This is a genomic window from Cobetia sp. BL01 (assembly GCF_056493605.1).
This window is the reverse complement of record NZ_JBVBEE010000001.1, coordinates 109,122-122,466: the sequence shown is the minus strand read 5'-3', so window position 1 is coordinate 122,466 and position 13,345 is coordinate 109,122. Positions and strand designations below refer to the sequence as shown.

Sequence of the window (13,345 nt, the reverse complement as noted above, 5' to 3'; positions counted from 1 at the left end):
CAAAGCGCTATCTTCGCACGGCCGCCACCCGGGCCGACATCCCATGGGCGACAGGGTCACCATCGAATGGCGCAGGCCAAGGCGCAGGCGACGGGCCATGAAGGACTCATTGTTTGGCGCCGAGGCTTTCAATGATGAAGCTCTCCATGGCCTGCGCCGCCGGCGACAAGCTGGCGCCCTTGCGGCGAATCAGGCCCACTTCGCGACTGACTCGCGGTTCGGCGAGTTCGATGAACCGCAGGCGTTCATATTCCTGCGGAAACGCCAGGCGGGGCAGCGTCGTGATCCCCATCCCGGCGACCAGCGTGGCTGTCAGCGAAATCATGTTGGAGATATACAAGGCATGCATCTCGAGCAGTGACTCGGCCGCCGTGCCTTGCAACAGCCGAGAGGTGCCATTGCCGATCAGGGATTCTGTCTCCAGTGCTTGCCATGTCAGAGTCTGGCGCTCGGCCAGGGGGTGATCGTCACGGCAGACCACACCGACTTCGTCATGAAACAACGGATGAAAGAGCAATTCTTCCTCCAATCCCCACAGGCTGGTGATGCCGATGTCGACCTGACCGCTGATGACCTGCTCGCGAACAAAATCGGCGTTGCCATCGTGGAGGCCGACCTTAATCCCCGGATAGCGACTGACGAACTCGGAGAGCAATTTCGGCATCAGTCGGCTGGCCACTGACGGCACCACTGCCATGTCCAGTTGGCCTGCCTCTTTGGCGGCACGCGCCTGTAGTTCCCGGCTCAGACGATCATGCTGATTGATCAGCTCCCGAAAGCGCGGCACGCAATAGCTGCCATAGGGTGTCAGAGTCGCCTTGGCACTCTTCTCGAACAGTGCCTCCCCCAGGCGGTTTTCCAGCTCGCGGATGGCCATCGACAGGGCCGGCTGCGTGCGATGCAGATAACGAGAGGCTGCGTGAAAACCACCGTGATCCACCACTGCCAGGACATAGCGCAGCGGTGTGATCTTCAGCTCTGCGACCATCGCGTCGAACCTCTTCAAAGTGGTAAGGGAAATTTATCATAGGGTATTTATTATTGATTATCTTTATCCCTCTGGTCCTCCTAGTCTGTTGTCACCGCGTTCAAGGAGGTTCACATGTCACACCACACCACTACCGCCACTCACGCCGCTGTTCACGATCTCTACATCGATGGTCAGTGGGTCGCAGGTCAGGGCAGCATCGCCAATCTCAATCCGTCCGATACCCGTGATGTCATCGGCCATTATGCGCAGGCCAGTGTCGATCAGGTCGCCGGTGCCATCCGGGCGGCCAAGCGTGGCCAGGCACAATGGGCACAGTCAGGCCTCGAGCAACGTTATTCCGTGTTGATGGCCATTGGCGATGAGCTGATCGCCCGCAAGACGGAGCTGGGTGAGTTGCTGGCGCGTGAAGAGGGCAAGACCCTGGCGGAGGGAGTGGGTGAGGTACATCGCTCCGGGCAGTTCTTCCATTACTACGGCGCTGAAGTGCTGCGCCAGATTGATGAACGCGCAGACTCTGTGCGCCCTGGTGTCGAGGTCGAGGTCCGCCGAGAGCCCGTTGGTGTCGTCGGTGTGATCAGCCCCTGGAATTTCCCGATGGCGACAGCGGTCTGGAAGATTGCGCCTGCGCTGGCCTTCGGCAACGCGGTCGTCTTCAAACCGGCCAATCTGGTTCCTGCGAGCGCATGGGCGCTGACCGAAATCATTCATCGCCAGTCACTCCCGGCAGGCACTTTCAATCTGGTGATGGGCCCGGGCAGCAGCATCGGGGATGAACTGATCTCCAGCCCTGATATTCATGCCCTGTCCTTCACTGGCTCTCTGGAAGTGGGGCGCCGAGTGGCGGCGGCCACTGCTGCCAATCTGGTCAAGTGCCAGTTGGAAATGGGCTCCAAGAACGCCCTGATCATCGCCGATGATGCCGACATGGATCTGGCCGTCGAGGCAGCCTTCAATGGTGCCTACTCAGGCACTGGTCAGAAATGCACGGCATCTTCGCGGCTGATCGTGATGGAATCAGTCCATGACGAGTTCGTGGAAAAGCTGACTCAGCGACTGTCTCAGGTACGCGTCGGCCACGCATTGGAAGAGGGCGTTCACATGGGGCCGGCCGTCGATGCCAGACAGCTCGAGTCCAATCTGTCCTGGGTGCAGCGCGCACAGCAAGAGGGGGCAACGTTGGTCTGCGGCGGCGAGCGTGTGGAGTGCGCCACCGAGGGTTACTTCATGAGCCCGGCGCTGCTGGTAAATACCAGCAACGACATGGCCATCAATCGCGAGGAGATCTTCGGTCCCATCGCCTGTGTCATCAAGGTGAGCGACGCAGAAGAGGCCATCAATGTGCTCAATGACACACACTTCGGGCTCACGGCGGGCATCATCACCAACTCCCTGAAACTGGCCAGCAGCTTCAAGGCGCGTGCCGAGACCGGCTGCGTGATGGTCAATCTGCCGACTGCGGGGACGGATTACCACGTGCCCTTTGGCGGACGTAAGGCTTCAAGCTTTGGGCCTCGTGAGCAGGGGCGATACGCGCGCGAGTTCTACACCATCGTGAAGACCTGCTACATCAAGGCGTGAGGAGGCCCCATGTCAAAGACAATGCTGACGATCGATGGCCTGCAGTATTCCAACTGGTCACGCGAGATATTTGAACAGATGCGTGAAGGCGGGCTGGACGCCGTGCACGCCACCCTTGTGTACCACGAGACGACGCGAGAGACCTTGTCGCGTCTTGGCGAGTGGAATCGCCGTTTCGAGGCTTGGCCTGATCTGATCATGCCCGTGCATGTGCCGCAGGACATCGCGGTTGCGCAGGCCAGCGGGCGTGTCGGCATCATTCTGGGGGCGCAGAACTGCTCGCCCATCGAGGATGATATCGACATGGTCGAGGTGATGCGTGATCTCGGGTTGATGATCATGCAGCTGACCTACAACAACCAGAGTCTGCTGGCCTGCGGGTGTTATGAGGCGGAAGACAGCGGGATCACTCGCTTCGGACGCCAGGTGATCCGTGAGATGAATCGCGTCGGCATGGTCATCGACATGTCACACAGCGCAGAGCGCTCCACGCTCGAGGCGATAGAGATATCCGAGCGCCCCGTGATCATTTCCCATGCCAACCCGGAAAGCTTCCATCCGGCAAAGCGCAACAAGTCCGACAAGGTGCTCAAGGCCATCGCGGAGAGTGATGGGCTGTTGGGGTTCTCGGCGTATCCCTTCCATCTGCGCAATGGCTCCGACTGTACCCTGACCGAATACTGCGAAATGATCGCCAGAACCGCAGACCTGATGGGCATCGAGCACCTGGGGATCGGTACCGACCTGTGCCAGAACCAGCCGGTGTCCATTCTGGAGTGGATGCGCAATGGTCGCTGGTCCAAGGACATGGATTACGGTGAAGGCAGTGCCAACAACGCTGACTGGCCGCGTCCGCTGTCCTGGCTGCGAGACAGTCGTGACTTCCCCAACCTGATTGCCGGTTTGCGCAAGGTCGGCATGTCCGAGGACGAAGTGGCCGGCATCATGGGCAAGAACTGGGTTGCGCTCCTCAAGCGCGCCGCGACCCGTAAGGAGACCGCGCCTGGCTGATCAACGTAACGCTATGCCATGGCACCTGTGCCGAGCCAGGAATCCTCAGGGTATCGCTCGGCAACCAACAACCATAATAAATGCCTGCCAATGACGAGAGCTCGTCAGAGGAATGCCACATGACTTCATCTCGCAAGACCACGACGTCTGCCACGTCGGATGCGTTACCACAAGGTCAGTACCGCTTTGGTGACCCTGTCGTTCTGACCTGCAGCATCGGCTTCATACTGCTGTTCGTCGGCCTGTCCCTGTTTGATCTTGAAGGGGTTGCGCAAGCCATCAGTGCCGGCTTTGCCTGGACCGCCAGAACACTGGGCAGCTACTTCCAGATTCTGTTGCTGCTTACCTTCTTCATTGCCCTGGGGCTGACCGCAACGCCTGCGGCCAGTGCCCGTATCGGTGGCACACGAACGCCTGAGCTATCCACCTTCAAGTGGGTGTCGATCATCATGTGCACCTTGCTGGCGGGAGGCGGGGTCTTCTTCGCTGCCGGCGAACCGGTGTACCACTTCCTGGTGACGCCGCCTGCCTTTGATACCGAACCGGGCACTGCGAACGCCATCGCGCCTGCACTGGCGCAATCCTTCATGCACTGGGGCTTTCTTGCCTGGGCCATCCTGGGCAGCCTGACCGCCGTCGTGCTGGCGCATGCCCATTACGACAAGGGCCAGCCCCTGCAGCCGAGAACGCTGCTGTATCCCGTCTTCGGCGAGAAGATCATGAAGGGCAAGCTGGGGGGCGTGGTGGATGCCATGTGCGTCATCGCCGTAGTGGCGGGAACGGTGGGCCCGATCGGTTTTCTGGCCACCCAGGTCAGCTTCGGCCTGCATGAACTCTTTGGCGTGACCAATGACTATTCGACGCAGCTGAGCGTGCTGGTAGTGCTCGGGGTGATCTATGTCACCTCGGCCGTGACCGGCATCGACAAGGGCATCCAGATCATGTCGCGCTTCAACGTCTTCCTGGCGCTGGGCGTGGCGGCGGTGATCTTCGTCTTCGGGCCGACCCTGTTCATGGTCAATGCCTTCACTCAGGGCTTTGGCGAGTATCTGAGCTCGTTCTTCACCATGTCGACCATGACGGCACAGAGCGCTCCAGACTGGTGGATGCAGTGGTGGACCGTGTTCTTCTTTGCCTGGTTCCTCGGCTATGGCCCGCTGATGGCGATCTTCGTGGCGCGCATTTCCAAGGGCAGAACCATCCGCCAGATGATCCTGACCGTTGCCGTACTAGCGCCCCTGGCGACCGCTGTCTGGTTCACGCTACTGGGCGGAGCGGGCATCTTTTATCAGTTCACCGGCGTGATCGACCTCACCGAAGCGCTCAACAACTTCCAGTTCGATGTCGCGACCCTCACCGTGGCGCAGGCACTGCCGGGCGGGACCGCAATGGCAGCTGCCATCCTGACGCTGACCACCATCTTCGTCGCCACCACCGGTGACTCGATGAGCTACGCGATCGCTGTCGTCAGTGCCGGGCACGATGACCCCAGCCCGCTGGTGCGTGCCTTCTGGGGCATCAGCATGGCGTTGATGGCTGCGATACTCCTCTATATGGGAGCCGGTCAGATCAGTGCGCTTCAGCAGTTCATCGTCATCACCGCCATCCCTGTCTCGCTGGTGCTGCTGCCCTCATTGTGGACAGGCCCCCAATCCGCCTTCGCGATGGCACGTGCGCAGGGAATCACCAGCCAGCGGCCCACCATGCCGGCCCCGGAACACGAAGGAGAGCGTTGATATGTCGCGCAATTACCAGGGTGCACGCCTCTCATCCACCGAGCAGCGGCTACGGCTACGGGCACCGGACGATGTGATGCAGCTGGAGCGCCTCGGCAGTCTGCATGCCAGCCGCCTGAGTTTCGTGAGAAGTCTGGTGCGCCAGATGGCACTTGAAAAATGGAAGATCACCACGACCCGCTTCGAACTGGATGCCCTCGGTCACGGTGTGGCGATCTACTGCCTGCAGACGCCGAGCAAGCGCTATCACGGCGTCATATTTTCTCAGGCGCTTGAGGATTCCGCACGCTCTGACCGCGTCATCGCCGAAGCCTGGGATGTCACCTTCGGCGTCGTGGAAGGTGATGTGGATGATGCGCTTCTCGAGCAGATGGCGGCCAATGTGCCGTTGCAGGAAGCCGGGCGCCAGCATCCCAGACTGTTGGTCCTTTCACGTGCCAATCGTAGCTTGCGTAACTTCGCAAGCTTCCTGGAGGCACTGAGTGCAGGCCAGCAACCTGATCCTGAGTGGCTGACCCGGGTCGGCTATCTGTATCGAACCACGGCCGTCTATGGCAATGGCAAGTTCGGCATCGCGGATTATGACCGTCTCAAGGACAACGCGGATTTCCATCGGCCATTTTCTGCCCAGATGCTGGGAGTCTACCTGCTGCGTCATTTCTCGATCCAGCAGATAGAGTACATGGCCCGTGCCCAGGCCCCCGAGACCGCCGCACCTCTGGCAACCTCATTGAAGCGTTATCTGGGCATTGGCAACTCCACTGGCCTCGGAATGGCGCCGTTCCTGATCAATCATCCCCAGCTGGTACAGCGCTGGGTGGAAAGCCGAGAACTGGCGCTTGCCGAAGTGACGGCACAGGTGCCGGGAGAGCAGGAGCGTTCACTTCTGCTGGCTCTCCTCAAGCGCGCCGAGACCCATCTTCGCCAGACGGTCACGGATGATCACGAGCAGACCTTGCGCAACCAGGCCACGGTGGCGTCCTTGCCTGAGCTGATGACCTGGCTCGAGCTTGTGCCGCTGTCGCCGGAGCTCTGGCAGGAGTTGATCGACTGGAGCCACCAGCAGCATGGGCTCGAAGCCCAGGAGCTGGTGAATACCCTCTTGCTGGAACTGTACCCGAGCATCGTCGACCGCTATGAGGACCTGATGGCGGTGGAGGAAAGTCTGGAGCTGACCCCGGACATGCCACTGGTTCACCTCAAGCAGGTGATCGAAACGCACTACGACTGGACGTTGCGCTTCGATTTTTCACTTCCCGAGAATCGCCACTGGTTCTGGTATCGCTCGGTCGAGAAGGAGGAGCCTCGTCTGGGAGTCCGCGACAGGGAGGCGGGCGCCGACAAGGAAATGAAACTGGCGATTGCCCCGCGCGTCGCGGATACCCATGCGGCGATCAGTCAGTACTTGGAAGACCACCCTCGTGCCTTGGTGGTGGAATTCCTCATCCATTGCCCACGTCACAAGGATATCGTGCGCCGCATCCAGAGCATGGCCAACACCAGCTTTGGCGAGATACGCGCCAACCTGTGGGCGCGGGACATGAAGCCCATGCACCTGTTGCGGACCAAGCTCTCATTCTTCGGTGCCAGCCGTTTCGACCCGAAGTCTGATCGTTGGGTGCGTATCACGCTCTTCCAGGGGGCTCCGCTGGTGGAGGAACTCAACGCCGAGCCAGAGGATCCTGTCGCGTTTGATGATTGGAGCTTCCCGCTGGCACCGCAGCTTGCCAGCACGACGCGGCCAGAGATGACTGCCGATCCTCGGCAGGGCAACACCACGACAGTGGGAGGAATGCCATGAAGGTCTCCTACAACGAGCTTCACGGACTGTGTCGCAAGGCCTTTCAGGCGATGGGGTTCGAAGACGGTGATGCCGGTGATGCCGCCGACATGGTTGCCTGGATGCAGCTCTATGAGCTGGAAGGGCTGGCGGCGCTCAATCGCGGACTGCGTTTCTTGCTGGAGGATACCGAGGAGCGTCCGCCGGAAATTGTCTATGCCGATGGAGACCTCGCGATACTCGATAGTCACGGCCACAGCGTATTGAAGAGCTCATCGCTGGCGTTGGAACTCGGTTTCGCCAAGGCCCGTGCGCGTGGCCTCGCTGTCATCAAGATCCAGCATTGCCACAATCGGCAGCTGATCATGGGCTATCTGGCGCGTCTTGCGGGGCGTGGCATGAATGTTACCGCCTTCTGGCGCAACGCCCAGGATGTGGATGAGGCGATCGGCTGCCCCATGATCGAGCAGGTCGTGGGTTTCAGGGCCAACAGCTCGGTCCCCGAGATACGGGTCTATGCCGTGCGTGAAGTGCCAGAAGAGAATGAGCCCAATGACGGCATCACCCTGGTGATGGCCAACCATGTCGATCTGCTGCCATCCCTTCGCTCCGACTATGACGTTGACCTGCTGGCCTGTCATGAAGAGTCGAAGCTGCTTGCCTGTCGCCAACGAGCCATGCAGGAAGGGATCGAGGTGGATGACGAACTCTGGTCACGCCTGAAAGCGCTCTCGACACGCCTGCTGGTCGAGGCAACGGAAGGTTCTCGCAGTGGTGCCGGCGCCGGTATCACCGACAACGACTGACCTCTCGCTTCTCAATACGCCCCAACATTCCATGATTCGCCGCTCTTGCGCCGGCGAGTCATGGAGTGCACCTATCGAAAGATTTTCGAGGAATCACCCATGGTTCATCCCGTCAAGACTGATCTGTTTGCCTCTCGTGCGCCCCTGTCATGGGCGAGTGTCGGCAATGGCATCCTGTTCACTGCGCAGATTCCAATCGACGCCGCTGGCAATGTCGTGGAGGGTGGAATTGCGGCTCAGACCCGCCAGACCCTGGATAATCTGATTCATACCCTGGAATGCGCCGGTGGTGACGCCTCCTCGCTGACCCAGGTACTGATCTATGTGACTGATCGCGAGCACCTGGCGACGGTCAATGGCATCTATGCCGAGTACGTGCGTGAGCCGTATCCCAATCGGGCTGCCATCATCGTCTCCGGGTTTGCACGCGAAGAGATGCTGGTGGAGATGGTCGCCTATGCCGCACTGGAGGTAGATGGTTAAAGCCACCGGGATGCGGGTGAGGATATGACCCGACACATTTGCGCCCTGCATTGAGTGGTCATTGAGGCCCATCGGTTTACCAAGCCCTCAGGCCAACAAGAAAGACGCCGAAGCATTCCCCGCTTCGGCGTCTTTTGGTCTCTACGTGATGTTTTCTTTCGCTGTGCTTTCAGGGCGTAAGGCCCGCGGCCTGCATGAAGCGACGCAGTGCCAGAGAGACGAGGCCCAGCGCGCTGACGCTGCCTCCCCAGATCACCACCAGCCAGCCGACTTTTCTGAGCCAGCTGGCCGGGCGCACAGGTGTTCTGGAAGGCTCGATGCTGGGCCTGGCTGTGGGGGCGTGCAGTGGCGCTGAAGGTGACTCACGTGTCGGGGATGTCATGTCAGCGCCTCTCAATGGTAACCATCGGTATGACGGACCTTGCCCTTGAACACGAAGTAGCTCCACGCCGTGTACACCAGGATGATCGGCAGGATGAAGAGCGTGCCGACGAGGGCAAAGCCCTGACTTTGTGGCGGAGAGGCCGCTTCCCAGATCGTCACATGACCGGGAATGATGTCAGGCCACATGCTGATGCCGAAACCGCTGTAGCCCAGGAAGATCAAGGCCAGCACCAGCAGGAAAGGCTGGGCATGATATTCAAAGGCGACGGCGCGGATCAGCGCATAACCGGCCAGCACTACCAGCACTGGCACCGGCAGGAACCAGAACAGCTGCGGCAGCGTGAACCAGCGTTCGGCGATGGCGGGGTGCGCCAGCGGAGTCCACAGACTGACGGCCGCGATCATGATCAATACCCACAGCGTCAGCGGGCGCGTCAGGGCAAACATGCGCGCCTGGAGAATGCCTTCGGTCTTCATGATCAGCCAGGTGCTGCCGAGAAGCGCATAGGTGAACAGCAGCGCCACACCGCAGAACAGCGGGAAGGGTGATAGCCAGTCCAGCGAACCGCCGCTGAAGTGAACCCCATCGAAGGCGATGCCCTGGATGTAGCCTCCCAGTGCGACGCCTTGACTGAAGGTAGCCAGCACCGAGCCGCCCACGAAGGCCTTGTCCCACCAGTGGCGACTCGCGTCCGAGGCCTTGAAGCGAAATTCGAAGGCGACACCGCGGAAGATGAGGCCGATCAACATGGCGACAAGAGGAATGCTCAGGGCTTCCAGCAAGACGGCGTAGGCCAGCGGGAAGGCCGCGAACAGCCCCGCGCCGCCCAGCACCAGCCATGTCTCGTTGCCATCCCACACGGGCGCCACGGTATTCATCATCACATCGCGGTCCACCTTTTCCTCCACCCACGGGAAGAGAATGCCGATGCCCAGATCAAAGCCGTCCATGATCACGTACATCATCAGGCCGAACAGGATGATGCCCGCCCAGATGACAGAAAGGTCGATACCCATAGCGTTCATCGCTCCGGTCAGTGAGTGGTGCCGTCGAGAGATTCCTCGATGGCCGACAGTGGACGGGATGGCGTGCGTGGCTTGCCGGGGCCGCCGCTGGGGGCGTGACTGTCATCACCCTCAGGCCCTTTCTTGATCAGCTTGAAGATGTAGTTGATCCCCGTGCCGAAGACGATGAAGTAGACCGTGACAAAGGCTGTCAGGCTGATGCTGAGGTGAACGGCACTGTGGGCAGAGACGGCATCTTCCGTTCTCATCAAGCCGTAGATCACCCACGGCTGGCGGCCGACCTCGGTGGTGAACCAGCCCGCGAGTATCGCGATCAGACCGGCCGGCCCCATGGCGACGGCCAGTCTCAGCCAGCGCCGCGAGGTGAAGAGCCTGCCCTTGCGGGCCAGATAGACACCCGAGAGGCCGAGCAGAATCATCGCAAGGCCCAGGCCGACCATCAGGCGGAAGCTCCAGAACACGACGGTCGAATTGGGGCGGTCGGCGGCGGGGAAGTCCTTGAGCGCCGGCACCTGCTTGTCGATGTCATGCATCAACAGCAGGCTGCCGAGGGCCGGAATCTCGAGCGCAAATCGCGTCTCTTCGCGCTGCATGTCGGGCACACCGAAAAGGATCAACGGTGTCGGTTCCCCATGGCTGTTGTCCCAATGGCCTTCGATGGCCGCGATCTTGGCCGGTTGGTGCTTGAGCGTATTAAGGCCATGCATGTCGCCGACGAAGGCCTGCAGCGGGGCGGTCACCATCAACATCAGCACCGCCATGACGAGCATCTTGCGCACTTCCGGGGTGTCGCGTTTCTTGAGCAGCAACCAGGCGGCGGAGGCAGCGACGAACAGCGAGGTGCTCAGGAAGGAGGCCAGTGCCATGTGGGCCAGGCGATAAGGGAAGGAGGGATTGAAGACGATCGCGAGCCAGTCGACCGGCACGACGATGCCATCGATGACCTCATGCCCCTGAGGGGTCTGCATCCAGCTGTTGGACGACAGGATCCAGAACATCGAGACCAGGGTGCCGAGCGCCACCATGCAGGTCGAGAAGAAGTGCAGGCCGCGGCCGACGCGATTCCAGCCAAATAGCATCACGCCGAGGAAGCCGGCTTCGAGGAAGAAGGCGGTCAGCACTTCATAGGTCAGCAGTGGCCCGGTCACGCTGCCGGCAAAGGCCGAGAAACCGCTCCAATGCGTGCCGAACTGGTAGGCCATGACCAGCCCTGACACCACGCCCATCGCGAAGTTGACCGCGAAAATCTTCGACCAGAAATGATAGAGGTTGCGGTAGACCTGTGTGCCCGTCTTCAACCACATGCCTTCCAGCACCGCCAGATAGCTGGCGAGGCCAATGGTGATGGCCGGGAAGATGATGTGAAACGAGATGGTGAAGGCGAACTGTATCCTGGCCAGGTCGATGGCCTCGGTGCCGAACATGGCAATGTCTCCTGAGTAGGCGGCAAGGGGGACGGCCCTGCCTGAATCTTCGCCGCTACTCTAGGGAGCCACCGGAAGCCATAACAGGCTCAGTTGTGCGAGAAAAAACCATATCAGTTGCGAGCTGAATCTTGGTCAGTCGTTAAATGCCCGTGAGCCAGCCAGGTGGTCTGGCGAGAATCCAGCAAGGCGAGTCGGGCAGGAGGGCGCACTCTGATTCACGTCAGCACTATGACGGGGTCAGGCGCGTGCCACATCGCCCTTAGCGGCAGGCCCCGCCATGGCGGGCTCTTGCGCACCCTGCTAGGGCACGCGTGCGGCATCAAGGCATGCAGCCAGGGTGCGCAACAAGGTGCGACATCCAGGTGTGGCAAGCGGCTGGCGCGCGAGTGACATGTGCCGCAAAAGGCTGTTTTCGCCCCCGCGGATGACGAGTGAAGACTGTGTGGCAAGGCGGCCACAAGGGCTGCGGCATTTGCGCGCACTCATGCGCGGATATACTCGAGGCACTCCTCGCACCTCGCATGCAGCCTGAGCGGTCCGCGTTTCAGGCTGCCTTGAGCAATTCACCCAATGTCTGCATGGCGCGCTCTGACGCCGCATCCCATGGGTGGCCGTAGCTCAAGCGAATGCAATTCTTGAAGCCCTGGGTGGCCGAGAAGATAGGCCCCGGCGCTAGGCTGATGCCGTGGGCCAACGCCTGCTGGAACAGGGCCAGCGAGTCGATGTGCTCGGGAAGCTCGCACCACAGGAAATAACCCCCGTGGGGGTGGGTCACGCGAGTGTCTTCGGGGAAGTAGCGATCAATGGCTGCCAGCATGGCTGTCTGCTGGGTCTCGAGCGCCAGACGTAGCTTGCGCAGGTGGCGGTCGTAGCCGCCATGCTGAAGGTAGTCGGCCAGGGCCACTTGGGCGGGCAGCGATGGCGAGATGGTCGTCATCAGCTTGAGGCGCGAAATCTCCCGGGTATGCCGCCCCGCGGATATCCAGCCCACCCGATAGCCCGGTGCCAGGCACTTGGAGAACGACCCGCAATGCATCACCAGACCTTCGACATCCAGCGCCTTGACGGGTTGCGGGGGCGACACCTCGGCACGTTGATCGAAATACAGTTCCGCGTAGACATCATCCTCCAGCATCGGTAGCTGATGACGGCAGAGCAGCGCATACAGTTCGGCCTTGCGTGCATCGCTCAGGCTGGCCCCCAGCGGATTCTGCAGATGACTCATGAACCAGCAGGCCTTGATGGGCAGCGTCTCCAGACGATTCTCGAGTACCTCGAGATCAATCCCTTCGCGCGGGTGTACCGGAATTTCCACCGCGCGCAGCTTGAGCCGCTCAAGCACCTGAAGCGTGGCATAGAAGGCCGGCGCCTCGATGGCGACAAGGTCCCCGGGCTGGGTGACACATTGCAGACCAAGATTGAGCGCCTCCATGGCACCATTGGTGATCACCAACTCCTCTGTCGGCAGCTGCATGCCATTGACCATGTAGCGCTGAGCGATCTGTCGGCACAGGTCAGGATGGCCTGTGGTCATGTCGGAGATCACGGCATGCGATGACAGCTGGCGCAGCCCGCGCGTCATGCTGGTCGCAAGCCGCGCGAGGGGAAAGAGCTCCGGGCTCGGGAAGGCAGAGCCGAAGGGGACGGTATCGTTGTCGCGCAGTGAGCCCAGCACCGAGAACACCAGTTCACTGACGGCGACATCGGAAGGAGCTTGCTGCTGCAGGGCGACATGCGGCTCATCGAGTATCCGCGAGGCATTGTCACGCACGAAATATCCCGAGCGCGGCCGCGCACTGATCAATCCCTGATTCTCCAGCAGGTAATACGCTTGGAAGACGGTAGAGGGACTGATGCCATGCGCCTTGCTGGCCTGACGCACTGACGGCACGCGCTCACCTGGGGCGAGAATGCCGGTACGAATCAGGTTTGAGATCTCGGCAGCAAAGCGTTCATAACGCTTCATGGGAGCTATCCTGGTGGGCTGTGGAAGGGCAAGGATACCGAAGTGGGGGACGGCGCTATACCAGAGAGTCTCAGGTGGCATCGCGACTGATACCTTAATTCTCATGGTGTTCGCTCACTTCTCTGGCTATCGGAGCAAGCCCCTTTGCATAGAGGTT

General features: G+C 60.7%; 11 protein-coding genes. 6 read left to right on the top strand and 5 right to left on the bottom strand.

Features of this window, described 5'->3' with window-relative positions:
• Positions 1–106 precede the first annotated feature (106 nt).
• Positions 107–988: a LysR family transcriptional regulator gene (locus ACZYGA_RS00460; RefSeq protein WP_479398279.1), complete on the bottom strand. Its 882-nt coding sequence runs from the start codon at positions 986–988 to the stop codon at positions 107–109.
• 114 nt (positions 989–1,102) lie between these two features.
• On the opposite strand from ACZYGA_RS00460, the gene ACZYGA_RS00455 reads away from it, so the two are divergent.
• The 6 genes from ACZYGA_RS00455 (at position 1,103) to ACZYGA_RS00430 (ending at position 8,385) form a co-directional block, all read left to right on the top strand.
• A complete protein-coding gene (locus ACZYGA_RS00455; RefSeq protein WP_479398278.1) occupies positions 1,103–2,569 on the top strand; it encodes an aldehyde dehydrogenase family protein in 1,467 nt (488 codons plus the stop codon).
• A 9-nt stretch (positions 2,570–2,578) separates the two neighbouring features.
• Positions 2,579–3,580 (top strand): dipeptidase, encoded by a 1,002-nt coding sequence (locus ACZYGA_RS00450; RefSeq protein ID WP_479398277.1) that lies wholly within the window; start codon positions 2,579–2,581, stop codon positions 3,578–3,580.
• A gap of 119 nt (positions 3,581–3,699) precedes the next feature.
• On the top strand, positions 3,700–5,316 hold the full coding sequence (locus tag ACZYGA_RS00445) for a BCCT family transporter (protein WP_479398276.1): 1,617 nt from the start codon (positions 3,700–3,702) through the stop codon (positions 5,314–5,316).
• A gap of 1 nt (position 5,317) precedes the next feature.
• Positions 5,318–7,117: a hypothetical protein gene (locus tag ACZYGA_RS00440; protein ID WP_479398274.1), complete on the top strand. Its 1,800-nt coding sequence runs from the start codon at positions 5,318–5,320 to the stop codon at positions 7,115–7,117.
• A complete protein-coding gene (locus ACZYGA_RS00435; RefSeq protein ID WP_479398272.1) occupies positions 7,114–7,902 on the top strand; it encodes a DUF3726 domain-containing protein in 789 nt (262 codons plus the stop codon). The genes ACZYGA_RS00440 and ACZYGA_RS00435 overlap by 4 nt, the downstream gene beginning before the upstream one ends.
• Positions 7,903–8,001: 99 nt before the next feature.
• Positions 8,002–8,385, top strand: a complete 384-nt coding sequence (locus tag ACZYGA_RS00430) for a RidA family protein (RefSeq protein WP_479398271.1) — start codon at positions 8,002–8,004, stop codon at positions 8,383–8,385.
• A gap of 169 nt (positions 8,386–8,554) precedes the next feature.
• Here the strand turns inward: ACZYGA_RS00430 and ACZYGA_RS00425 are convergent, their stop codons facing one another.
• The 4 genes from ACZYGA_RS00425 to ACZYGA_RS00410 all read right to left on the bottom strand — a co-directional run bounded on the left by ACZYGA_RS00425 (position 8,555) and on the right by ACZYGA_RS00410 (position 13,188).
• Entirely contained in the window at positions 8,555–8,767 is a 213-nt protein-coding gene (locus ACZYGA_RS00425) for a DUF2474 domain-containing protein (protein ID WP_479398270.1), read from the bottom strand.
• An 11-nt stretch (positions 8,768–8,778) separates the two neighbouring features.
• The gene (cydB, locus tag ACZYGA_RS00420) at positions 8,779–9,786 is read right to left on the bottom strand and encodes a cytochrome d ubiquinol oxidase subunit II (RefSeq protein WP_024952510.1); all 1,008 of its coding nucleotides are present in this window, start codon (positions 9,784–9,786) and stop codon (positions 8,779–8,781) included.
• 17 nt (positions 9,787–9,803) lie between these two features.
• Positions 9,804–11,219 carry a cytochrome ubiquinol oxidase subunit I gene (locus ACZYGA_RS00415; RefSeq protein ID WP_035160064.1) on the bottom strand — a complete coding sequence of 472 codons (1,416 nt, stop codon included), beginning with the start codon at positions 11,217–11,219 and terminating at the stop codon, positions 9,804–9,806.
• 547 nt (positions 11,220–11,766) lie between these two features.
• Positions 11,767–13,188, bottom strand: coding sequence for an aminotransferase-like domain-containing protein (locus tag ACZYGA_RS00410; protein WP_404627490.1), 1,422 nt, complete (start codon positions 13,186–13,188; stop codon positions 11,767–11,769).
• Positions 13,189–13,345 lie beyond the last annotated feature (157 nt).